The sequence below is a fragment of the Streptomyces sp. DSM 41931 genome, from assembly GCF_050271085.1.
Taxonomy (GTDB): Bacteria; Actinomycetota; Actinomycetes; order Streptomycetales; family Streptomycetaceae; genus Streptomyces; species Streptomyces albogriseolus.
In genome coordinates this window covers 94710-115022 of sequence record NZ_CP189902.1, presented here as the reverse complement: position 1 = coordinate 115022, position 20313 = coordinate 94710, and the positions used below count along the sequence as shown (strand labels likewise).

General features: G+C 74.0%; 21 protein-coding genes. 12 read left to right on the top strand and 9 right to left on the bottom strand.

The genetic code is table 11. The features are described from left to right. Nucleotides 1-279 precede the first annotated feature (279 nt). Together ctaD and ACP7TJ_RS00590 are read left to right on the top strand one after the other, a co-directional pair. Nucleotides 280-1995: an aa3-type cytochrome oxidase subunit I gene (gene ctaD, locus ACP7TJ_RS00595; protein WP_208841044.1), complete on the top strand. Its 1716-nt coding sequence runs from the start codon at nucleotides 280-282 to the stop codon at nucleotides 1993-1995. Continuing rightward, the gene (locus ACP7TJ_RS00590) at nucleotides 1995-2369 is read left to right on the top strand and encodes a hypothetical protein (RefSeq protein WP_228919120.1); all 375 of its coding nucleotides are present in this window, start codon (nucleotides 1995-1997) and stop codon (nucleotides 2367-2369) included. The genes ctaD and ACP7TJ_RS00590 overlap by 1 nt, the downstream gene beginning before the upstream one ends. Here ACP7TJ_RS00590 and ACP7TJ_RS00585 read toward each other — a convergent pair. Both ACP7TJ_RS00585 and ACP7TJ_RS00580 read right to left on the bottom strand, forming a co-directional pair. Continuing rightward, entirely contained in the window at nucleotides 2359-3369 is a 1011-nt protein-coding gene (locus ACP7TJ_RS00585; protein ID WP_427761651.1) for an alpha/beta hydrolase, read from the bottom strand. The genes ACP7TJ_RS00590 and ACP7TJ_RS00585 overlap by 11 nt on opposite strands. Before the next feature lie 32 nt (nucleotides 3370-3401). Continuing rightward, the gene (locus ACP7TJ_RS00580; protein ID WP_427761649.1) at nucleotides 3402-3734 is read right to left on the bottom strand and encodes a putative quinol monooxygenase; all 333 of its coding nucleotides are present in this window, start codon (nucleotides 3732-3734) and stop codon (nucleotides 3402-3404) included. A gap of 144 nt (nucleotides 3735-3878) precedes the next feature. Here ACP7TJ_RS00580 and ACP7TJ_RS00575 point away from each other — a divergent pair, with 144 nt between their 5' ends. Next, complete coding sequence (locus ACP7TJ_RS00575) at nucleotides 3879-4784, top strand: AraC family transcriptional regulator (protein ID WP_093769640.1); 906 nt, start codon at nucleotides 3879-3881, stop codon at nucleotides 4782-4784. 2 nt (nucleotides 4785-4786) lie between these two features. Here ACP7TJ_RS00575 and ACP7TJ_RS00570 read toward each other — a convergent pair whose 3' ends face one another. Then, complete coding sequence (locus tag ACP7TJ_RS00570) at nucleotides 4787-5287, bottom strand: N-acetyltransferase (RefSeq protein WP_266394262.1); 501 nt, start codon at nucleotides 5285-5287, stop codon at nucleotides 4787-4789. Between the two features lie 182 nt (nucleotides 5288-5469). Here ACP7TJ_RS00570 and ACP7TJ_RS00565 point away from each other — a divergent pair, with 182 nt between their 5' ends. Continuing rightward, nucleotides 5470-6048, top strand: a complete 579-nt coding sequence (locus ACP7TJ_RS00565; protein ID WP_093769638.1) for a Dps family protein — start codon at nucleotides 5470-5472, stop codon at nucleotides 6046-6048. Nucleotides 6049-6109: 61 nt separating this feature from the next. Here ACP7TJ_RS00565 and ACP7TJ_RS00560 read toward each other — a convergent pair whose 3' ends face one another. Next, entirely contained in the window at nucleotides 6110-7252 is a 1143-nt protein-coding gene (locus ACP7TJ_RS00560; protein ID WP_427761646.1) for a polyprenyl synthetase family protein, read from the bottom strand. 111 nt (nucleotides 7253-7363) lie between these two features. Further along, entirely contained in the window at nucleotides 7364-8923 is a 1560-nt protein-coding gene (locus tag ACP7TJ_RS00555; RefSeq protein WP_167744766.1) for an SDR family oxidoreductase, read from the bottom strand. Nucleotides 8924-9225: 302 nt separating this feature from the next. Between ACP7TJ_RS00555 and ACP7TJ_RS00550 the strand changes: the two genes are divergently transcribed. Then, nucleotides 9226-10377 (top strand): DUF3103 family protein, encoded by a 1152-nt coding sequence (locus tag ACP7TJ_RS00550; RefSeq protein ID WP_167744767.1) that lies wholly within the window; start codon nucleotides 9226-9228, stop codon nucleotides 10375-10377. A 155-nt stretch (nucleotides 10378-10532) separates the two neighbouring features. Next, nucleotides 10533-11000: a universal stress protein gene (locus tag ACP7TJ_RS00545; RefSeq protein ID WP_189909293.1), complete on the top strand. Its 468-nt coding sequence runs from the start codon at nucleotides 10533-10535 to the stop codon at nucleotides 10998-11000. 95 nt (nucleotides 11001-11095) lie between these two features. Here the strand turns inward: ACP7TJ_RS00545 and ACP7TJ_RS00540 are convergent, their stop codons facing one another. Beyond that, nucleotides 11096-12613, bottom strand: a complete 1518-nt coding sequence (locus ACP7TJ_RS00540; RefSeq protein ID WP_427761643.1) for an MFS transporter — start codon at nucleotides 12611-12613, stop codon at nucleotides 11096-11098. A gap of 226 nt (nucleotides 12614-12839) precedes the next feature. On the opposite strand from ACP7TJ_RS00540, the gene ACP7TJ_RS00535 reads away from it, so the two are divergent. From ACP7TJ_RS00535 to ACP7TJ_RS00510, 6 genes are all read left to right on the top strand, one after another. Continuing rightward, the gene (locus ACP7TJ_RS00535; RefSeq protein ID WP_403162703.1) at nucleotides 12840-13910 is read left to right on the top strand and encodes a sulfite oxidase; all 1071 of its coding nucleotides are present in this window, start codon (nucleotides 12840-12842) and stop codon (nucleotides 13908-13910) included. A gap of 39 nt (nucleotides 13911-13949) precedes the next feature. Continuing rightward, nucleotides 13950-14909 (top strand): Rieske 2Fe-2S domain-containing protein, encoded by a 960-nt coding sequence (locus ACP7TJ_RS00530; RefSeq protein ID WP_093769632.1) that lies wholly within the window; start codon nucleotides 13950-13952, stop codon nucleotides 14907-14909. Nucleotides 14910-14950: 41 nt separating this feature from the next. Beyond that, a complete protein-coding gene (locus ACP7TJ_RS00525) occupies nucleotides 14951-15448 on the top strand; it encodes a DUF1360 domain-containing protein (RefSeq protein ID WP_189909446.1) in 498 nt (165 codons plus the stop codon). Between the two features lie 126 nt (nucleotides 15449-15574). Continuing rightward, nucleotides 15575-16042 carry a hypothetical protein gene (locus tag ACP7TJ_RS00520; protein ID WP_093769631.1) on the top strand — a complete coding sequence of 156 codons (468 nt, stop codon included), beginning with the start codon at nucleotides 15575-15577 and terminating at the stop codon, nucleotides 16040-16042. Beyond that, a complete protein-coding gene (locus ACP7TJ_RS00515) occupies nucleotides 16039-17214 on the top strand; it encodes a zinc-dependent alcohol dehydrogenase (protein ID WP_189909295.1) in 1176 nt (391 codons plus the stop codon). Before ACP7TJ_RS00520 ends, ACP7TJ_RS00515 begins: the two co-directional genes overlap by 4 nt. An 8-nt stretch (nucleotides 17215-17222) precedes the next feature. Further along, entirely contained in the window at nucleotides 17223-17912 is a 690-nt protein-coding gene (locus tag ACP7TJ_RS00510) for a phosphodiesterase (protein WP_367541453.1), read from the top strand. Here ACP7TJ_RS00510 and ACP7TJ_RS00505 read toward each other — a convergent pair. From ACP7TJ_RS00505 to ACP7TJ_RS00495, 3 genes are all read right to left on the bottom strand, one after another. After that, nucleotides 17854-18615 carry a hemerythrin domain-containing protein gene (locus tag ACP7TJ_RS00505; protein WP_427761639.1) on the bottom strand — a complete coding sequence of 254 codons (762 nt, stop codon included), beginning with the start codon at nucleotides 18613-18615 and terminating at the stop codon, nucleotides 17854-17856. The two genes, ACP7TJ_RS00510 and ACP7TJ_RS00505, sit on opposite strands and share 59 nt — an antisense overlap. Nucleotides 18616-18775: 160 nt before the next feature. Continuing rightward, nucleotides 18776-19309 carry an SRPBCC family protein gene (locus tag ACP7TJ_RS00500; protein WP_189909298.1) on the bottom strand — a complete coding sequence of 178 codons (534 nt, stop codon included), beginning with the start codon at nucleotides 19307-19309 and terminating at the stop codon, nucleotides 18776-18778. A 94-nt stretch (nucleotides 19310-19403) separates the two neighbouring features. Further along, entirely contained in the window at nucleotides 19404-20282 is an 879-nt protein-coding gene (locus tag ACP7TJ_RS00495) for a PhzF family phenazine biosynthesis isomerase (RefSeq protein ID WP_189909299.1), read from the bottom strand. Nucleotides 20283-20313 lie beyond the last annotated feature (31 nt).

The window sequence follows — 20313 nt, the reverse complement described above, 5'->3', positions numbered from 1 at the left end:
GCCCCCGGCCGTCCCGCACTGCACGCCTCCGGACGAGGACGCCGGGCCGACGTTGCCGGGAGCGGGCAACGAGCACAGAGACCGCCCGGAACCGTTCACCGTCCGCTCCTGAAGCGACGCCACTCGGACGGGTGAAGTAGCGCTCCGCTCGGCGGGTGTCAGAACCCGGCGCCGGGCTACCTGACATAGCGTCGATCCGGCACCAGCGTGCCGACCGCGCGCGCAACGGCGTGCGTTCCCTCCCGGCCGCCCTCCGCGTAGTGAACCCGAAGGAACTCGATGGCGACACACACGACTGAACCTCTTTCCCCGGTGCCGGCGGCGGAGGGACGACGAGGGAGGGGGCGCGTGGTCGTCTCCTGGCTCACGACCACCGACCACAAGAAGATCGGGCACCTCTATCTGATCACCTCGTTCGCCTTCTTCCTGGTGGGCGGTCTGCTCGCCATGGTGATCCGCGCGGAACTGGCCCGGCCCGGACTTCAGATCGTGTCGAACGAGCAGTACAACCAGTCCTTCACCATGCACGGCACGATCATGCTGCTGCTGTTCGCGACGCCCACCTTCGCCGGATTCGCCAACGCGATCATGCCGTTGCAGATCGGCTCCCCGGACGTGGCGTTCCCCCGGCTGAACATGCTGTCGTACTGGCTGTTCGCCCTGGGCGGGCTCATCGTGATGATCAGCTTCCTCACACCCCAGGGCGCCGCGGACTTCGGATGGACGGCGTACACGCCGCTCAGCGGGGGCGAGCGCACCCCGTTCGTGGGCGGCGACCTGTGGCTCATGGGTCTGGCGCTGGGCGGCTTCGGCACGATCCTCGGCGCCGTCAACTTCATCACCACGATCATCTGCATGCGCGCGCCCGGCATGACGATGTTCCGGATGCCCATCTTCACCTGGAACGTGCTGCTCACGTCGGTGCTGGTGCTGCTGGCGTTCCCGGTCCTGGCGGCCGCGCTGTTCGCCCTGGAGGCGGACCGCCGGTTCGGCGCGCGGATCTTCGAACCGGGGAACGGCGGCGCGCTGCTGTGGCAGCACCTGTTCTGGTTCTTCGGCCACCCCGAGGTCTACATCCTGGCGCTGCCGTTCTTCGGCGTGGTCAGCGAGATCATCCCGGTGTTCTCCCGCAAGCCGATCTTCGGCTACATGGGACTCGTCGGGGCGACCATCACCATCACCGGCCTGTCCGTCACGGTGTGGGCGCACCACATGTTCGCCACCGGCGGGGTGCTGCTGCCGTTCTTCTCCTTCATGAGCTTCCTCATCGCCGTGCCGACGGGCGTGAAGTTCTTCAACTGGATCGGCACCATGTGGAAGGGCAGTCTGTCCTTCGAACCACCCATGCTGTGGGCGGCCGGCTTCCTCGTGACCTTCCTCTTCGGCGGCCTGACGGGTGTGCTGCTGGCGTCCCCGCCGTTGGACTTCCACGTCCACGACAGCTACTTCGTCGTCGCCCACTTCCACTACGTGCTGTTCGGCACGATCGTGTTCGCCATGTTCGGCGGATTCAGCTTCTGGTGGCCGAAGATGACCGGCACCATGCTCGACCAGCGTCTGGAGAAGGTGCACTTCTGGACGCTGTTCGTCGGCTTCCACACCACCTTCCTGATCCAGCACTGGCTGGGCGCCGAGGGCATGCCCCGCCGCTACGCCGACTACCTCGCCGCCGACGGGTTCACCGCCCTCAACACGGTCTCCTCCATCGGCGCCTTCCTCCTCGGCCTGTCGACCCTGCCCTTCCTCTACAACGTCTGGAGGACCGCGCAGAAGGGCGAGAAGATCGAAGTCGACGACCCCTGGGGGTACGGGCGTTCGCTGGAGTGGGCCACCTCCTGCCCGCCGCCCCGGCACAACTTCGTCACCCTGCCCCGCATCCGCTCCGAGTCGCCCGCCTTCGACCTGCGCCACCCGGCCCTGGCCGGGGTCGACCAGGCGGAGAACACCGGGAAGCGCGACGTCATCGACCCCGGCGGCCACAAGGGCGACCGCTGATGCCGTGGTCCCGGTCCCGGCGCGCGCTCGCGCACGACGCCTCGGCCGTCATGGCCGAGGCGGAGGGCATCGTGATGGCGCGGTCCCACCTCGCCGAGGCGCACCGGGAGGCGGAGGCGCTCTGCGCGGCCCTGCCGTGGCTGACCACCGGTCAGGCCGAGGACCTCACGCGGCACTACGTCGAGCGGCGCATCGACCTCACCCGGCAGATGCTCCGGACCACGGTGCGCCGCGCCGACGAACTGCGCCGCGCGTACGAGGCCCGGTACGCCGAACTGCGCGGCGCGCTGCTCAGACGCCACGTGGCCTGGGCGTCCGGCCTGCTGGCCTGCGCCACCGGGATCAACGCGGCGCTCTGGCTGTTCACGCGCTGACCGCTGCCGGTCCGCCGTCCGCTGCCGCACCGTCGGCCGCAGTCCGCCGCAGCACCCGGCCGAGCCAGTCGGTGCGCGTCCGCCGGGCCGTCACCGACAGCTCCGCCTGCGGGAACTGCGCGTCGAACCCGTGGTACCCGCCCGCCCACACATGCAGCTCGGCCTGGCCGCCCGCAGCCCAGATGCCGGAGGCGTAGGCCACGTCCTCGTCGCGGAACACCTCGGCCGAGCCGGTGTCCACGTAGGCGGTGGGCAGCCCGGACAGGTCGACGGCCAGAGCGGGGGAGACGTACGGCGGCACCTCGCCGCCGGCCTGGCCGCCCAGCAGGGTGCGCCAGGCGAACTCGTTCGTCTCCCGCGTCCACACGCCGGGCTCCCCGGAGTACTGCCGGCTGGAGGCGGTCACGTTCCGGTGGTCGAGCATGGGGCAGATCAGCAGCTGCGCCGCGATCGCGGGCGTGCCGAGGTCGCGGGCCAGCAGGCACAGCCCGGCGGCGAGACCCCCGCCCGCGCTGATGCCGGCGACCACGACACGGCCGGGGTCCACGCCCAGCTCCTCGCCGTGCGCGGCCACCCAGGCCAGCCCCCGGTGGCAGTCCTCCACGGCGCTGGTGCCGGTGGCCTCCGGGGCGAGCCGGTACTCCACGGTGACGACGACCGCGCCGAACCGCTCCAGCCACTCCAGCGGAATGTCGATCTGCCCGAAGCGGTCACCCAGGACCATCCCGCCGCCGTGCATCCAGTAGACGCACGGTGCGGGGACGGCCGGGTCGCGGTCCGCGGGGCTCAGCACCGACAGCCGGACGACGGTGCCGTCCTCGGTCGGCACGTCCACCTCCCGCCGGACCACGCGACGGCCGGCGAGCAGGGAGTCGGCGGAGGGGGACGGCAGGGCGCGCACCTGGGCGAGGATCTCCTCGTCCATCCGCTCCACCAGGGGCATCCCGGCGAGCAGGGCGTGCAGTTCGGGATCGAAGGCGGGGCGCGGCAGCAGGGACATGGGTGTGCCTTCCGGGGAGGCGGGGGCCGGGTTCACGCGGCGGCGGGGCCGAAGACGGCCTTGCCGCGCACCGGGACGTGGTCGCTGTGGACGGGCTCGCCGGCCAGCAGCCCGGAGATGCGGGACACGAGAGCCTGGGCGGCCTCGCCGCGGAACAGCCGCTCGTGCTCCTCCTCGCTGGTCCAGCCCTCGGTGATGTGGACGACGTCCGGGTCGGACGCGGACCGTGAGACGAGGTAGACGACGCAGTGCTCGCTGGCGGCGGCGCCTCCCTCGTCCATGCCGGTGAGGAGCAGCTCGGCGAGTTCCCCGCCCCGGCCCGGGAGGGCGGTCAGCGTGGCCTGGAAGCCGTGGTGGACGATCATGGCGGCCTTCTCTCGTTCAAAGGAGTGCGATGACTCCATTGAAGGCCGCTGAACAGCGGAGACGTTAGAGCGATCCTCCCCGGTGCTTGCACGATCCTCTCAGGATCGGGGAGGCCGCACCGGGGCGTGTGCTGCAATGGGGACATGGCCCTCCTCGAAGAGCTGCGCACCCTGCTGGAGCGGCACGCCCGCCCCGACGGGACCACGCCCGTCGACGGCGTGCACGTCTCGCGGATCGACCGGCAGGACCCCCCGGGACCGTCCATGTCCGGCACGGTCCTCGCCGTCGTCGCCCAGGGCGCCAAACGTCTCTCCCTCGGCGACCGGGTCTACGAGTACGGTCCGGGCCAGTATTTGATCGCCTCCGTGGACCTGCCCGTCACCGGCCACTGGCGTGACGTCGGCCCCGACCGCCCGGCCCTCGGCTTCGGGCTCGTGCTGGACCCCTCCGCCATCGCCGAACTCCTGCTGCGGGCCGGCCCCGGAGTGCTGCCGCGGACCGGCGGGGCGCCGTCCGCGATCGCCGTCAGCGACGCCCCGGAGCCGCTCCTGGACGCGGTCGTCCGGCTGCTGCGGCTGCTCGACCAGCCGCGCGACCGCGAGGTGCTCGCACCGATGGCCAAGCAGGAGATCCTGTGGCGCCTGATGACCGGTGAACAGGGTGCGGCAGTCAGGCAGCTGGGGCTCGCCGACAGCGGTCTCAGCCATGTCTCCCGGGCGGTGCGCTGGATCCGCGAGAACTACGCGGAGTCCTTCCGGGTGGAGGACGTGGCGCGGATGAGCGGCATGAGCGTCTCCGCGTTCTACCGCAACTTCCAGGCGGTGACGGCGATGAGCCCCATCCAGTTCCAGAAGCAGATCCGGCTTCAGGAGGCCCGGCTGCTGCTGGCCACGCGCCCGGGCGACGTCACCGCCGTCGGACGGCGCGTCGGCTACGACAACCCCTCCCAGTTCAGCCGGGAGTACCGGCGTCTGTTCGGCGCGCCCCCGAGCCGTGACGCCGCCCGCCTCCGCGAGACCGGACAGGCCCCCGCGGCCCTCACGCCCTGACCTCAGGCGAGGTCCGGCAGCTTCAGCCACTCCTCCCAGGTGAGGTCCCGGCCGATGAAGCGGGGCCGCTGGAACGGCCAGTCCTCGGCGATCCACCGCGGCACGAACGCGTCCAGCGCCCGCTCGAGCGGGCCGCCCGCCTCCTCGTCCACCACCCACCAGGAGATCTCGGCGTCCGCGCCCTCCTTCTCCGGCGGGTCGATGTAGACGCAGCCGCGCAGCGCGGTGCGCTCCGGGTTCTCGAGCGTGTAGTTGAACGACTCGTGCGCCTCGATCTCGGCCGCGTGCCGCTCCAGATCGGCGAGGTTCGCCTCGTACGTCATGGTGGCCGGGGGCCAGCCCCAGGCGGGGCCGAAGACCGACCACAGCCTCTCGCGCGACCCCATCACCGCCGGGTAGTCCAGCGGCGCGTCGGCACCGCTGATCGGGCGCAGCCGATGGCCCGCACCGCCGGGGACGTCGACGTGCGGGGGGTGGACGAAGTCGCGCGGAAGCCAGCTCATGGGCGGGAGCCAACCACGCGCCGCGCCGCACGGCAAAGCAATATGCGCGCGGGCCGTGACCACCGCGGTCCGCTGCTCCAGACCGGTGAGACGCGCGGGGGTGCGCGAGGGTGAACCCCGCAAACGGCCGATGAACCGCTTATCTGGAGGTTCTACCGCCGGACGATCGCAAGGAGACCCTCGTGCCGTCACCGCCTGCCGACCCCTCGTACACCGTGCCGGGCCTGCGCCCCCAGGACAGCGGACGGATCATCGAGCTGTTGCAGATGCGACTCCACTCCCTGAACGACCTCCATCTGACCCTGAAGCACGTGCACTGGAACGTCGTCGGACCGCACTTCATCGCCGTGCACGAGATGATCGACCCTCAGGTCGACAAGGTGCGGGACATGACCGACGACATCGCCGAGCGGATCTCCACCCTCGGCGGCGAGCCGGACGGCACCCCCGGCGCGCTGGTCGCCGCCCGTTCCTGGAACGACTACTCCATCGGCCGGGCCGAGGCGATCGAACACCTGGGCGCGCTCGACCTCGTGTACACCAACGTCATCGAGGACCACCGGGAGGCGATGCGGGAGACCGAGGAGTCCGACCCGGTCACCCAGGACATGCTCATCGAACAGCTGCGCGGCCTGGAGCTGTTCCAGTGGTTCGTCCGCGCCCACCTCGAGTCCAGCGGCGGCAAGCTGAGCACACGCGGCGCCACCACCGAGACCGGCGCCGCCGGCCAGGCCGCCGAGCAGGCCCGCCGCCAGCCCTGACCGGCGCAGGCGGGCCGGCCGCCCGCCACGCTCCCGTCCGGACCGTGGCGGGCCGCCGGTCTCACACCGCTTCCCGCACCTGCGGGGCCGTGGTGCCCGACGCGCGGGCGACCAGCGCGGCGAACTCCTGCCGCACGGCGTCGTCCGCGCCCGTGTCGCCGAAGTGCCGCAGCGCGGAGTCCGCCAGCTCGGCGATCTTCGCCTCCACCACGTCCTGGGCGCCCGTCCGCTCCAGTGCCGCCCGTACGCCCTCCACGGCGCGTTCCGGCAGCGCGGGAGCGCCGGGGGAGAGGAGTGCCACGGCCTCCTCGTCGCCGGTCGCCGCGCCCAGTTCCAGGGCGACGGCCAGCAGATAGGTGAGCTTGCGGGCCCGCAGGTCGTCGCCCACCGGCTTCCCGGTCAGCGCCGGATCGCCGAAGGCGCCCAGCAGATCGTCCCGCAGCTGGAAAGCGAGCCCCGCGCACCGGCCGGCCGTGCGCAGCGCCGCCGTCGCCGCCTCGTCCGCGCCGGCCAGCGACGCGCCCAGGGCCAGCGGACGCTCCACCGTGTAGAGCGCGCTCTTCAGCGTCGCGATGGTCAGCGCCTCCTCGACACCGGACGCGCCGGCCGCCTGCGCCTGGAGGTCGCGGTACTGCCCGGCCACCATCTCCTCGCGCATCGCCCGCCACTCCCGGTACAGCCGGGACCCGTTGGGGGTGGCGAGCGCGATCTCCGTCATCAGGTCGTCCGCCCAGGCCAGGGCCAGGTCGCCGGCGAGCACCGCCGCCGAGTGCCCGAACGACTCGGCGCCGCCCGTCATGCCCTCCGCCCGGTGCATCCGGGCCAGGTCCACGTGCATCGAGGGCGCCCCGCGCCGCAGATGGGACCCGTCCATCACGTCGTCGTGCACGAGCGCGCACGTCTGCACCAGCTCGAGCGCCACGCCCGTCCGCAGCAGCGGTCCTGCGTCGCCCGTGCCGCCCCCGGCCCGCCAGCCGCACCAGGCGAACGCCGTGCGCAGGCGCTTCCCGCCGCGCCGGGCGAACGCGGAGACGCGGCCCGCCACGTCACGGGCGAACACGGCGTCGAGGTCGTACGCCTCCGACATCCGCTCGTCCAGCACCTCGCCCAGGACCCGCCCCAGGGCCCGGGTGGCGGCGTCGGCGGTGAGCGGTCCACCGGCCCGTTCCGCCGGTTCCTCCGTCGCCGACCGCAGTTCACGCATGCACAACCCCTTCACGTCGTCCGCACCCTCGCGCTCACCACCTGGTACCCCCGGAAGGGCCTGACGACCTCCCCTTGTTCGCGCAGGGCTCCCGAAGGTCCGGCCCGGACATCAGCGGCGGACGCCTTCGCGTCGTCGGCGGGTCCGCCGGCTGCCCGGCCCCTCCGCGCCCTCGGCCGCCGCGAGGGCGATGTTGCGGGCCATCCCGCCGAACACGAGGGCGTGGAAGGGCGACACCGACCACCAGTACGCGTGGCCCAGCAGACCCCGCGGATGGAACAGGGCGCGTTGCCGGTAGCGGGTGCGGCCCGCGTCGTCCGTGTCCACGCGCATCTCCAGCCACGCCAGGCCCGGCAGACGCATCTCGGCGCGCAGCCGCAGCAGCCGCCCCGGCTCGATCTCCTCCACCCGCCAGAAGTCCAGCGAGTCGCCCGCCCGCAGCCGGTGCGGGTCACGCCGTCCGCGGCGCAGCCCCACCCCGCCGACGAACCGGTCCAGCCGCCCGCGCACCGCCCACGCCAGCGGGAAGGAGTACCAGCCGTGCTCGCCGCCGATGCCCTCGATCACCGTCCACAGCGCCTCCGGCGACGCGAGGACGACCTGGTCCCGTTCGTCCCGGTAGAGGCTGCCGCCCGCCCACCCGGGGTCGGTGGGCAGCGGATCGCTCGGCGCTCCCGGCACGGAGGCGGACGACCAGCGGGTGGCGACCTGCGCCTCCCGCACCCGGGCCAGCGCCAGCCGCAGCGCCTCGTCGAAGGGCAGCGGCCGGCCGGGGGCGTCGGGCACGTACCGCGCGATGTCGTGCTCGCGGCACACCACCTCGTGGCGCAGCGACTCGGTGAGCGGCCGGGCGATGACGGCGGGCACCGGCGTGACCAGCCCGATCCAGTGGCTCGACAGCCGGGGCGTGAGCACCGGCACCGGCACGATGACCCGCCGGCGCAGCCCCGCGACCTCGGCGTAGCGGCGCATCATGTCGCGGTACGTCAGCACGTCCGGGCCGCCGATGTCGAAGGCCCGGTCGACGTCGGGCGGCATCGTGGCCGAGGCGACCAGGTAGCGCAGCACGTCGCGCACCGCGACCGGCTGGGTGCGGGTGTCCACCCACCTGGGGGTGACCATCACGGGCAGCCGCTCGGTCAGATAGCGCAGCATCTCGAACGACGCCGACCCCGAACCGATGACGACGGCGGCCCGCAGCACGGTCGCGGGTACCGGCGAGTCCAGGAAGATCCGCCCCACCTCGGCGCGGGACCGCAGATGAGGCGAGAGGGTGTCCTCCGGCACGCCGTACGGGGTGAGCCCGCCGAGGTAGACGATCCGGCGCACCCCGGCCGCGTGCGCCTGCTCGGCGAAGGTGCGGGCCGCCCGGCGGTCGATGTCCTCGAAGTCCGCGCCGCTGCCGAGGGCGTGGACCAGGTAGTACGCCACGTCGACGCCCTTCATCGCCTCGGCGACGGACGCGGCGTCGGTGACGTCGCCGCGCACCGTCTCGACGTCCGGGGCCCAGGGGTGGTCACGCAGTTTGTCGGGAGAGCGGGCCAGGCAGCGGACCCGGTGGCCGGCCTCCAGAAGGTGGGGGACCAGCCGTCCGCCGATGTAGCCCGACGCCCCGGTGACCAGGCAGTGCAGTCCCGCCGCGCTCCCTTGCCCCTGCCCGTCCACGGTCATCCCTCCGCACGCCTCGACGCGACACCTGCACCGATCCTCACCGCACACGCCCGTCACCGCGCGCTGTCCGGTGCCGGGAGGGGGCAAGTCGGCAGGCAGGAGGCTTGGCGGCGGGGGGCCGTTCGGGTGACCGCGGCGGACGGCGGCCGACCGGGGAGCGCGGGCCCTCTTGCGCGTTTGTCATGGCACCGTCATCATCCTACCCGCGGGTATCTACCCGCATAGACCACCCGCACGGTTCACGCTCACGAGCTGCACACGCAGTGCCCTGTCGATCACTCGCCCCAGGAGGCTCGATCCACGTGAGACCCCGTCACCTCCGCCGTCGCGGCGCCCTCGCCGCCGCGGCCACGACACTGGCCGTCCTGTGCGCCGGCCAGACCCTCGCCGCCCCGCAGGCCGCCGCCGCAACCGCCCCCGCGGCCACCCAGGACGTCCGCACGTCACCCGCGTCCGAGGTCCACGCGGCCGAGGACGCGGCCGCGCGGGCGGTCGCCGCCGCGCTCACCGACCCGGCCTGGCGCGTCCGCGTCCGCCAGGCCGCCCTCACCTCGGACGAGGTCGCCGTCACGGCCCTCGCCGACGGCGCCCTGAAGACCGCCCTCGCTGCGGCCGACCGCCGGATCGCCGCCGCCAAGGGCCTCGCCCCCGACGTCGGCCCGCTGCTGCGGCTGCGGCTCGGCGACCCGTCCATGCGCGGCGCGCTCACCGCCGGGACCCAGCCCTGGGTGGCCGCCGCCACCTCGGACGACGGCCCCGTCACCGCGTACGACAGCACGGGCCGGACCCACACGCTCGACGCCCGCAAGACCCCCGCGCGCCCCGTGTACGTCATCGACATCGACGGCTCCCGCGCCCTGGCCGCCGGCCTGGACGTCCTCCACGAGGAACTCGCCCGCCGCGGCGTGCGGTCCGCCGACCCGGCGCCCGAGCCGCAGCAGGCGCGCACCTCGGCCGCCGCCGCGGGCTTCTGGACCACCCGCGTCAGCGCGGTCTCCCTCTCCGACGACCTGGAGCCCTGGATCAAGGGCGACGCCGAGATCTACACCCTCGTCACCGGCTTCGGGCACGACGGCAAGGTGCGGGTCGACCCGGTCGACATGCCGTACCTGGACAACGACGGCACCGTCTACCGGCCCCAGCAGATCCTGGTCAACTGGTCGTCGTACAAGTACAACCTGGCCGACGCGGTGATGATGGAGGACGACGGCTCCACCAACTACCGCGACCTCGCCAAGGCCATCGCCGCCATCCTGCTCACCGTCACCGACCAGGGCGCCTACATCCCGCTGGTGAACGCGGTGCTCGACGCGATCCCGGACGACTGGTGGACGGACGACCCGGACTACGTCGACTCCTGGTACACCCTCGCCCGCACCGACAACGGCACCCGCCACGGGGCGCGCGGCAACGGATGGATGACCCTGGAGCCGTACTTCGTGCAGGAACTCTGACCCCTCGGGGCCTCGTGGCGGATCCGCCCGCCGCGAGGCCCCGCTGCCCCGTCCGGACCCTCTGGGCTCGGCATCCGGCGCCGTCCGCCGGAGGCTGGGGACCGGGCGGGGCGCGCGCGTCGGCCGCGCCCGGCCGCCGAGGGTGAGGAGTGACCGTGGACGATCAGGACCGCATCGTGGTCGGGGTGGACGGCTCGCCGTCGTCACGGGAGGCGCTGCGCTGGGCGGCCCGCCAGGCCGCCCTCACCGGAGGGACGGTGCGGGCTCTGACCTCCTGGGACTACCCGCAGTACCACGGCGCCCTCGGCTGGCTGCCCCCGTCGAGCGGTGACGAGGAGGCCCTGGAGACCAGAGCGCGCGAGGACCTCACCCGGTGCGTCGAGGAGACGCTCGGCGCGCGCCCGCCGGCGGACGTCCGTACGGAGGTGCACTACGGCACGCCCGCCAGCGTGCTGCTGCGCGCGGCCCGTGACGCGTCCTTGCTCGTGGTGGGCAGCCGGGGCCTGGGCGGCTTCGCCGGTCTGCTCCTCGGCTCCGTCGCCCAGCACTGTGTGCAGCACGCGGCCTGCCCGGTCGTCGTGGTCCGCGAGGACACCGTCACCGGTGTCGGCGAGGACACGTGAGCGGCCCGGCCCACCCTCGCGCGGCCGCCCGCACCGGCCCGGGCCGGGCCGGCGGCCGCCGCGACCGCACCGAGGGACGCCGACCGGACGGGACGTCAGAGCTGCCGGGAGTGCACCGGGGTGTTGGCGACCTCCTGCGCGCACTTCCCGTGCGCCGCGCGCCTGCGCCGGTCGCGCAGCCAGTCGTACGCCGCCAGGGCCAGCGACGTCAGCATCGCCGCCAGGGCCGCGCACAGCGCGGTGAACAGAGCCACCTGGAAGTCGTCGCTGCGGCCGAGCACCAGGTAGAAGAGGCCCGGCAAGGCCGCGGTCCCCACGGCCGCGCCGAGCCGCTGTCCCGTCTGCAGGGCGCCGCCCGCCGCGCCCGCCATCCGCACGGGCACGTCCCGCAGCGTCAGGGTGATGTTGGGCGACACGACGAACCCGCCGCCGACGCCGCCGACGAACAGGGCCGGCGCGGCGAGCCACGGCGCGTGGTCCAGCGGCGCGAAACGCAGCAGCAGGGCGGCCGTGCTCAGCCCCACGATCACACCCGAGAGGCCCCACACGGTGAGCAGCCGCCCGAACCGGTCGACGAGCCGCCCCGAGACGACCGCGGCACCCGCCGAGCCGATGGCGAACGGCGTCACGGCGAGCCCCGACTCCAGCGGGGAGTAGTGCAGTCCGTGCTGGTAGAAGAGCGCGAAGACGAGCCAGACGCCGCTGAAGCCGATGAAGTACAGGGTGCCGACGCCCGCGCCGATGGCGTAGCCGCGCACCGTGGAGAACAGACGCGGGTCGAGCAGCGGCGTCGTCCCCCGGGCCAGCAGCCGCCGCTGCCGCCGCACGAACACGGCGAGCACCGCCGCGCCGACGAGGAACAGCCACCACAGCCGCCTCAGCCCGCCCGACTCCGCCTGCACCAGCGGATACATGAACGCCAGCACGCCCAGGCCGAGCAGCAGCACACCCGGCACGTCCACATGGCCCCGCCCCGACTTCCGGGTCCGCGGCAGCAGACGCCGGCCCAGCAGCACGGCGAGGACGCCGATGGGCACGTTGACGTAGAAGATCCAGCGCCAGCCCTGCATGCCGTCGGCCAGGGCGAGGATCGCACCGCCGACGATCGGCCCGGAGGCGGAGGAGACGCCGACGGTCGCGCCGAAGTAGCCGAACGCCCGGCCGCGTTCGGTGCCGCGGAACATCTGCTGGATCAGCGCCGAGTTCTGCGGTGCCATGAAACCGGCCGCCAGGCCCTGCGCGAGCCGCGCCACCACCAGCAGGGTGATGCCGGGGGCGGCGCCGCACGCAGCGCTGCACAGCACGAAGGCGCACAGGGCGATCAGGAAGATCTTCCGCCGGTCCAGCGCGTCCCCGAGCCGGCCCGCCGTGACGAGGGCGAGGGCGAAGGTGAGCGCGTACCCGGACACCACCCACTGCACCTCGGCGGGGGAGGCGCCCAGGTCGTTCTGCACGGTGGGCAGCGCGACCGCCACGATCGTGACGTCCAGCAGGCTCATGAACCCGGCGACCAGCGTCACCCAGAGCGCCCGCCACCGGCGCGGATCCGGCTCGTACGCGTCCCCCTGGGCACCGGGCTGCCGGTCACCCGCCCCTGACGCCGACGCTGTCACTAGGAGTCCTCTCGCACGGCCCGACAGGGCGCACGGCCCGAACAGGGCGAACATGTTCCCCGGGCGGACCCGGCGCACACCCGGCATTCCGTAAAAGAGCCACCGATGACCTCCGAGGGCCTGGTCATGGGCGACGCCTGACCCCGGGCGGGGATCCGCGTGGCCGGGCGCGTCCCGGGGACCCGTGCCCGGGCGCGTCCCCCGGGACGGGCGGACAATCATGACCATGGGCATGTGGGACAAGCGGGACGACATGGTGGTCCACGGGCGGGAGCCGTTCAACGCGGAGCCGCCCGGAACCGCGCTCGCCCGCGCCGCGGTCACGCCCGCCGACACCTTCTACAGCCGCAACCACGGCCCCGTACCCCGCCTCGACCCCGCGGACTGGCGGCTCACGGTGGACGGCCTGGTGGCGCGCCCGCTGCTGCTGACCCTGGACGACCTGCGGTCCCGCTTCGCCGCGGCGGAGGCGACCGTCACCCTTCAGTGCGCGGGCAACCGGCGCGCCGACCTGACCGCGGTCCGCGCCGTTCCCGGGGAGACGCCGTGGGGGCCGGGCGCCCTCTCGACCGCCCGGTTCCGCGGGGCGCGCCTCGCCGACGTCCTCGCCCACGCCGGCATCGCCCCGGAGGCCGCTCACGTCGCCTTCCGTGCCCCCGACGTCTCCCCGTCCGCCGACCCGCCCCAGCCGTACGAGGTGTCCGTCCCGCGGGACCGGGCGCTGGCGCCGGACGTGCTGCTGGCCTGGTCGATGAACGACGCCCCGCTGCCCCCCGTCCACGGCGCGCCCCTGCGGGTGGTCGTGCCGGGCTGGATCGGCGCCCGCAGCGTCAAGTGGCTCGTCCGTGTCACCGCGCGCGCCGCCCCCTCCGACGGCTACTTCCAGGCCACCGCCTACCGCCTCCCCCCGACGGACGACGAGCCCGACGGCGTCACCCTCGGCCCGGTCCCGCTCAACTGCGCCGTCCTCACTCCGTCCGACGGCGCCGTCCTGCCGCGCGGCCCGGTCGAGGTCACCGGATACGCGCTCGCCGGCGAGGGGCGCACCGTCGCCCGGGTCGAGGCGTCCCCGGACGGCGGACGCGCCTGGTCCCGCGTGGCCCTCGACGAACCCGCCGGACCGGGGGCGTGGCAACGGTGGCGCACCACCTTCGACCTGCCGGCCGGCGACGTGCACGTCCTGGCCCGCGCGTGGGACTCCACCGGCGCGGGCATGCCCGAGTCCCCGGCCTCGGTGTGGAACCCCAAGGGCTACGTCACCAACTCCTGGCCCCGCGTGCGGCTGCACGTCCGCTGACCGCCGTTTGTCCGTCGCGCGTCGGGAAACTCAGCGCACATGAGCAACAAGCCTGGGCGTCGCCTCCTCGGACAGAACCGCATGCTGTGGCTGCTGGACGCGCTGGAGCGCGATCCACGCCGCGACCAGCTGATCGACGCGCTCGGCGCACGCGTCCGCGCCCTGCCGCTCGGACGCGTACGGGACGTGCTCCACGGCACGTGGCTCGGCCACCCTGTGCACCCGATGGCGATCCACCTGCCCATCGGCAGCTGGATGTCCGCCGCCGTGCTGGACGTCAAGCCGGGCCGGTCCCGGCAGGCCGACGTGCTGGTGGCTCTCGGGCTGGCCGGGGCCGCCCCCGCCGCCGTGTCGGGCCTCGTCGACTGGGCGGAACTCCGCCGTGAGCAGCAGCGCGTGGGCCTGGTGCACGCCGCGGCCAACACGGCCGCCGTCGGCCTCTACGGCGCCTCCCTCGTGCTGCGCCTCACCGGCCGGGGAGCCAAGGGACGCGTCCTGGGGTACCTCGGGCTGACCGCTGTCGGCGTCGGCGGCCTGCTCGGCGGCCATCTGGCGTACCGGCAGGCGGCCGGCGTCAACCACGCCGAGGAGGTGCCCCACGTCGTACGCGACGGCTGGCACCGCGTCGGCGGCGTCGACGACTTCCCGGTGGGGGAGCCCGTCCGGTGCGTCGTGGACGACGTGCCGGTGCTGGTGGTGCGGGAGACCGGCGGGGAGGTGCACGCGCTCGCCGAACGCTGCAGCCACCTGGCGGGACCGCTGTCCGAGGGCACCGTCGCCGACGGATGCGTCCGCTGCCCCTGGCACGGCAGCGTCTTCCGGCTCTCCGACGGCTGGAACGTCGAGGGCCCCGCCACCGCTCCCCAGCCCGCCTTCGACACGCGGGTGACCGACGGGCACGTCGAGGTGCGGCTGCCCGGCGACGGCGTACCGGACACCCTGGACGACCGGGCGACGGCCGGGGCGACGCAGGGGACGGACGGAGAGCGGACGTCGTGACCAGGACGGCCGAGGGCGGTCCCGTGTCCCGGGTGAAGGGGATGCTGCGCCGCGTCGAGCACACGTACGCGGCGGACGGCGGGCGTCCGATCCGCGGTTATCTCGTCGCCATGTCGGCGTTCGCCGCCTACACCACAGGCTGGGCACTGCTGGTGCGGCGGCGTGGCCGCCCGCTGCCGGACCGGCCGGTGCCGTGGGACGTGGCGCTGACCGCCGTCGCCACCTTCCGGCTGAGCCGGCTGCTGAGCAAGGCGTCGGTGACCAGCCCCCTGCGGGCCCCCTTCACCACCTTCGTCGGCCCGCAAGGCCCCGCGGAACTGCACGAGGAGGCGCGGTCCGACGACCGCAAGGCCACGGTCGGCGAGCTGGTGACCTGTCCCTTCTGCGTGAGCGTCTGGGTTGCCTCCAGCCTCACGGCGGGACAGCTCCTGTGGCCGCGCGCCACCCGCACCGCCATGGGGGCCCTGACCGCCCTGGCGGGCGCGGACGCGCTGCAACTGACGTACGGCGCCCTGGTGGACAGGACGACCGGTGGCTGATCCCGGCGGTGCGTGCCCAGGGTCTCCGGCCCGCCCCGTGACCGTCACCGACCCGTCGCCGTTTCGCCTCACCCGCCGCGGAAACCCGCCGCGCGCGATGAGGCCTGTCCGAGCAGGAGGCAGTGCATGAAGAAGGCGTTGTGGATGGTTCCCGTCGCCGCCGTCGGTGTCGCGGCGGCCCGGAAGGCCGGGTCGGCGGCACGCGGCGGGGAGGACCGGGCGGGCGACCGGTGGCTGACGGTGACCGTGAACCGCCCCGAGGAGGACGTCCGGCAGGACGGCAAGCTTCCCGAGCCTCTGGAACGGCTCGCCGACCGCATCGACGTACGGACGCAGCCCGCGCCGGGTGACCGCGGCACGGAGCTGGCCGCACGGCTCAAGGAGCCGGCACCCCCGGAGGCGACCTCTGTGCCCGCGCGGCTCGCCGGGCAGGACCCGCGCCAGGAGGTGCGGCGCGCGCTGCGCGAGGCGAAGGCCCTGCTGGAGACCGGGGAGGTCATGCTCCCCGACACACCGCCGACGACCCGGCCCACACCGGGCGGCCGGCTCGTCGGACTGCTCAGCCGCCGTTCCGGCGGGGAGGGAGTGCTGTGAAGGCCCTGTGCTGGGAAGGCGTCAACAAGCTGTCCGTCGAGCAGGTCCCCGACCCGGAGCTGCGCAACGACCAGGACATCGTCGTGCGACTCGTCGCGGGCACCACCTGCGGCTCCGACCTGCACCTCATCGGCGGGTACATCCCGGCCATGCGGGCCGGCGACGTCATCGGCCACGAGTTCGTCGGCGAGGTCGTCGAGACCGGGCCCGCGGTGCGCCGCCACAGGGTGGGCGACCGGGTCGTCGTCTCCTCGTTCGTCGGCTGCGGCCGCTGCTGGTACTGCGCCAACGACCTGTGGTCGCTGTGCGACAACACCAACACCAACCCAGGAGTCGGGCAAGCCCTGTTCGGCTACGAGACCGCCGGTATCTTCGGCTACTCGCACGCCATGGGCGGCCTGCGCGGCAGCCACGCCGAGTACGTCCGGGTCCCGTTCGCCGACCACGGCGCCTTCACCGTGCCCGAGGGCATCGACGACACCAGCGCCCTCTTCGTGTCCGACTCCGTGCCCACCGGCTGGATGGGGGCGGACCTCGGCGGTGTGAGGCCCGGAGACGTGGTGGCCGTCTGGGGCTGCGGCGCCGTCGGCCAGATGGCGGCGCGGGCGGCGATCCTGCTCGGCGCGGAACGCGTCATCTCCATCGACCGCATCCCCGAACGCCTGGAGATGACGGAGCGGTACGTCGGTGCCGAGACCATCGACTACACCACCACCGACGTCGCGGCGGAACTGCGCGAACGCACCGGCGGACGCGGACCCGACGTGTGCATCGAGGCGGTCGGCATGGAGGCCCACAGCGACGGCCCCATGCACCTGTACGACCAGGCCAAGCAGCAGCTCCGCCTCCAGACGGACCGCCCCACGGCCGTACGGCAGGCCATCCACGCCTGCCGCAAGGGAGGCACCGTGTTCGTTCTGGGCGTGTTCGCGGGCGCCGTCGACAAGTTCCCGCTCGGCGCCGTGGTCAACAAGGGACTCACCGTGCGCGGCGCGCAGATGCACGGCCAGCGTTACATCCCGATGCTCCTCGACCGGCTCGCGGCCGGGGAGATCTCCACCGCCCACATGGCCACCCACACGGTGTCCCTCGACGACGCCCCCACCGCGTACGACATGTTCAAGCACAAGACCGACGGCTGCGTCCGCGCGGTCATCCGCCCCGGACTCTGAGGGACTCCGTGGCAGGCGTGCGCGACACCGCCCACCGGGCCGCCGAACGGGTGGCCCGGTGGCGGGACGCGCCCGCCGTCCACCCCACCGGGGTGCTGTGCTCCGGCACCCTGCACGTGGCCGGCCGCGGCGACCGCCCCTGGGGGGAGCCCTGGCTGGACCGGCACGCCTCCTACCCGGCGATCGTGCGCTGGTCCCACGCCCTGGGCACGCCCCGGCGGCTGCCGGACGCGCTCGGCCTGGCCGTCCGCGTCGAGGACGCCGGAGGCCCGGACCTGCCGCTCGACCTGCTGTTCACCTCCAGCGGCACGGGCCGCCTCGGCCGCCATCTGCCGCTGCTCCGCACCGACGCGCTCACCGGGGCGTATTCCACGCTGCTGGCGTACCGGACGGGGGAGTCCGAGCGGGTGCTCGCCGCCTTCCCGGTGCTCGACCCGCCGCACACGCCACGGCCGACGCTGTGGCAGGAACTCGCCTGCCGTCCCGTCCGGTTCCGGCTGTGCGCCGCCGCGGCCGGTGAGCCCTGGCGGCCGTTCGCGTCCCTCACCCTTGAGGCGGTGCACCTCGCCCCCGCGGAGACCACGGTGTCCTACGACCCCGTCGCGCACAGCCTGCCCGGCCTGCGACCCGCCGGACGTCTCAACCGGCTGCGCGACGCCGCGTACGCGGGCTCCCGCCACGGACGCGGCGCCGCATGACCCCTTGTTCTCTCAGCCGTGCCCGGCGGGCGGCACGCACCGCCAGGACGACCGCGCCTCCCGCGGCGACCGCACCCGCTGCCGCCAGGGAGGCGCGGCGGGCGGCCGGGCCGCTGCCCGGCGCCAGGTCCCGCAGCCGGTCGAACGCGCTGAGCGGGACGCCCCGCAGCGCGTTCCCGGGCGGACGCCGGGGCACGCCCGGGTGCGGCCGGGTCGGGGCGGTCGCCCGCACGGTCTCCCACGCGGCGCCGACGCGCCGTAGCGTGCGGTCGTCGAACGCGGTCCGCAGCTGCGGCAGCAGCTCGTCCTCCTCGTCACGGATGTCCTGCCGGATCAGCGCGAACGCCTGCTGGATCCACTCCGCGCGCCGCGGGTCGTCGGGGGAACGTTCGATCCGGGCGACCAGTTCGCTGATCGCCTGGTGCTCCTCCTCGACCTGCCGTGTCAGCTCCTCCCCGTCAGGAGCGACGCGCCGCAGCAGCGGCCACAGCACGGTCTCCTCGGCGAAGGCGTGACGGAACACCAGCCGGACGACGTCCAGCCACAGTGAGTTCAGGTCGCCGGGCGGGAGGTCCTCGGAGAGGTAGCGGTTCATCATCGCGTCGAGCCGCGCGTGGTCCCGGCGCTGGCGCATCAGGATGCTGTCGTCACCGCCGAGCGCGTCGGCGTCCTGTCCGGAGATCGACACGGCGGGCGCGGTCACGGCCGTCCTCCGGACGCTTCCTCGCCCCGGCGCTCTTCGTGGAGGGTGCTCATGGTGGCTCCTCGGGTCGGTCCCGAGGGCCGGGTTCCCCGGACGGGCCGGACCGCGCAGCCCGACGCGGACCTTCTCCGCGGATTTCCGCCGCCCTCGCGCCCGGGCTTCAGCCGACCGGCCAGCCCGCCACCCGGCTCCTCGCCGGCTTCTCCTCCTGGGGCCGGACCTGCCCCTTGCGGATGACGCCGCGCCAGGCGCCGGACTCCTGGCCCACCCCTTCGATGAACTGCTTGAAGCGGCCCAGCTCGGACCGGATCAGCCGCGGCGTCACCGGCGTCCGGTGCAGCAGGTGCCGCCGCGTCGGCCGGGCCAGGGACCGCATGCGCACCACGATCTCCGTGCGGTTCGGGGCGAGGGCCCGGAAGCTCACCTCGCCCCGGTGCCCGGCCCAGCGGCCGAGACCCTGCCACGCGATCAGCTCGTCGGGATGCTGCTCGACGACCTCCGCCATGTACGTCCAGGTCGCCCAGCCGGTGCCGACCTCCCACCGGGTGAGGTTCGGGCGGATCTGTTCGACCCCCTTCACCCAGCGCATGAAGCGGGGGAAGGTCTTGAACTGGGTCCACTGGTTGTACGCGGTGTGCACGGGAACGGCGACCTCGATCGCCTCTTCGACGGACTGCGCGGCTGCTGCAGGCATGGCCCCACCTGTCGCTCGGGTTTCTTCCTCAGTGTGCCCCGCATGCCGCACCGCTACCACGCGTCTGCGCGCGGCAGCCCGCCGCCCACGCCCGTCAGCCGATGCGCACGCCCGCCCCGCCGACGCGCACCCGGGGGTCGCCCGCGCGCAGGGTCACCGTGAGTTCGCCGGGACGCCCCAGGTCCTCGCCCTGCCGCAGGGTGAGGACGGCGTCCTCGGGCACCAGGCCCAGCTCACGGGCGTACCCGCCGAACGCCGCGGCCGCCGCCCCCGTGGCGGGATCCTCGACGACACCGCCCACGGGGAAGGGGTCCCGCACATGGAACAGCGTCGGCGACTCCCGCCACACCAGCTGCACGGTGGTCAGGTCCAGGCGGTGCATCAGCGCTTCGAGACGGGCGAAGTCGTAGTCCAGGTCGGCCAGACGGGCGCGCGTGGCCGCCGCCAGCACCAGATGGCGGGCCCCCGCGTAGGCGACGCGCGGCGGGAAGGCCGGGTCGAGGTCGGCGGCGGGCCAGTCCAGCGCGGCCAGCGCCTCCGCCAGATCGGCCTCGGCGACGTCCTCGACGTGCGGTTCGACGCTGGTGAGCGTGGCCCGCACCGTGCCGTCCTGCGCCGTCGTCACGTCCACCGGCACCGCGCCGGCCTGCGTCGCGAAGAGCAGCGGCCCCGGGCCCTGCCGCTCGGCGAGCGCGACGGCGGCCGCCACGGTCGCGTGCCCGCAGAACGGCACCTCGGCCTTCGGACTGAAGTAGCGAATGCGGTAGGTCCGTCCCTCCGGGCCGTCCAGCCCCTCCGGCGGGGCGGTCAGGAAGGCGGACTCCGAGTATCCGAGCCCGGCGGCGACGGCCAGCATCTCCCCGTCGTCCAGTGCACTCGCGTCCAGCACCACCCCGGCGGGGTTCCCGCCCGCGGGATCGCTGGAGAAGGCGGTGTAACGCAGCACCTCGGGCCGCGACGTCGTCGTTGTCATACGCCCGACAACACGGGCGGAGATCGTGATG

Excerpts from the sequence above, each read along its gene's own strand:
- ACP7TJ_RS00590 (WP_228919120.1), top strand. The coding sequence starts at position 1,995 with ATGCCGTGGTCCCGGTCCCGGCGCGCGCTCGCGCACGACGCCTCGGCC.
- ACP7TJ_RS00555 (WP_167744766.1), bottom strand. The coding sequence starts at position 8,923 with ATGACCGTGGACGGGCAGGGGCAAGGGAGCGCGGCGGGACTGCACTGC.
- ACP7TJ_RS00560 (WP_427761646.1), bottom strand. The coding sequence starts at position 7,252 with ATGCGTGAACTGCGGTCGGCGACGGAGGAACCGGCGGAACGGGCCGGT.
- ACP7TJ_RS00585 (WP_427761651.1), bottom strand. The coding sequence starts at position 3,369 with ATGTCCCTGCTGCCGCGCCCCGCCTTCGATCCCGAACTGCACGCCCTG.
- ACP7TJ_RS00535 (WP_403162703.1), top strand. The coding sequence starts at position 12,840 with ATGGGCATGTGGGACAAGCGGGACGACATGGTGGTCCACGGGCGGGAG.
- ACP7TJ_RS00520 (WP_093769631.1), top strand. The coding sequence starts at position 15,575 with ATGAAGAAGGCGTTGTGGATGGTTCCCGTCGCCGCCGTCGGTGTCGCG.
- ACP7TJ_RS00525 (WP_189909446.1), top strand. The coding sequence starts at position 14,951 with ATGCTGCGCCGCGTCGAGCACACGTACGCGGCGGACGGCGGGCGTCCG.
- ACP7TJ_RS00495 (WP_189909299.1), bottom strand. The coding sequence starts at position 20,282 with ATGACAACGACGACGTCGCGGCCCGAGGTGCTGCGTTACACCGCCTTC.
- ACP7TJ_RS00530 (WP_093769632.1), top strand. The coding sequence starts at position 13,950 with ATGAGCAACAAGCCTGGGCGTCGCCTCCTCGGACAGAACCGCATGCTG.
- ACP7TJ_RS00570 (WP_266394262.1), bottom strand. The coding sequence starts at position 5,287 with ATGAGCTGGCTTCCGCGCGACTTCGTCCACCCCCCGCACGTCGACGTC.
- ACP7TJ_RS00575 (WP_093769640.1), top strand. The coding sequence starts at position 3,879 with ATGGCCCTCCTCGAAGAGCTGCGCACCCTGCTGGAGCGGCACGCCCGC.
- ACP7TJ_RS00580 (WP_427761649.1), bottom strand. The coding sequence starts at position 3,734 with ATGATCGTCCACCACGGCTTCCAGGCCACGCTGACCGCCCTCCCGGGC.
- ACP7TJ_RS00500 (WP_189909298.1), bottom strand. The coding sequence starts at position 19,309 with ATGCCTGCAGCAGCCGCGCAGTCCGTCGAAGAGGCGATCGAGGTCGCC.
- ctaD (WP_208841044.1), top strand. The coding sequence starts at position 280 with ATGGCGACACACACGACTGAACCTCTTTCCCCGGTGCCGGCGGCGGAG.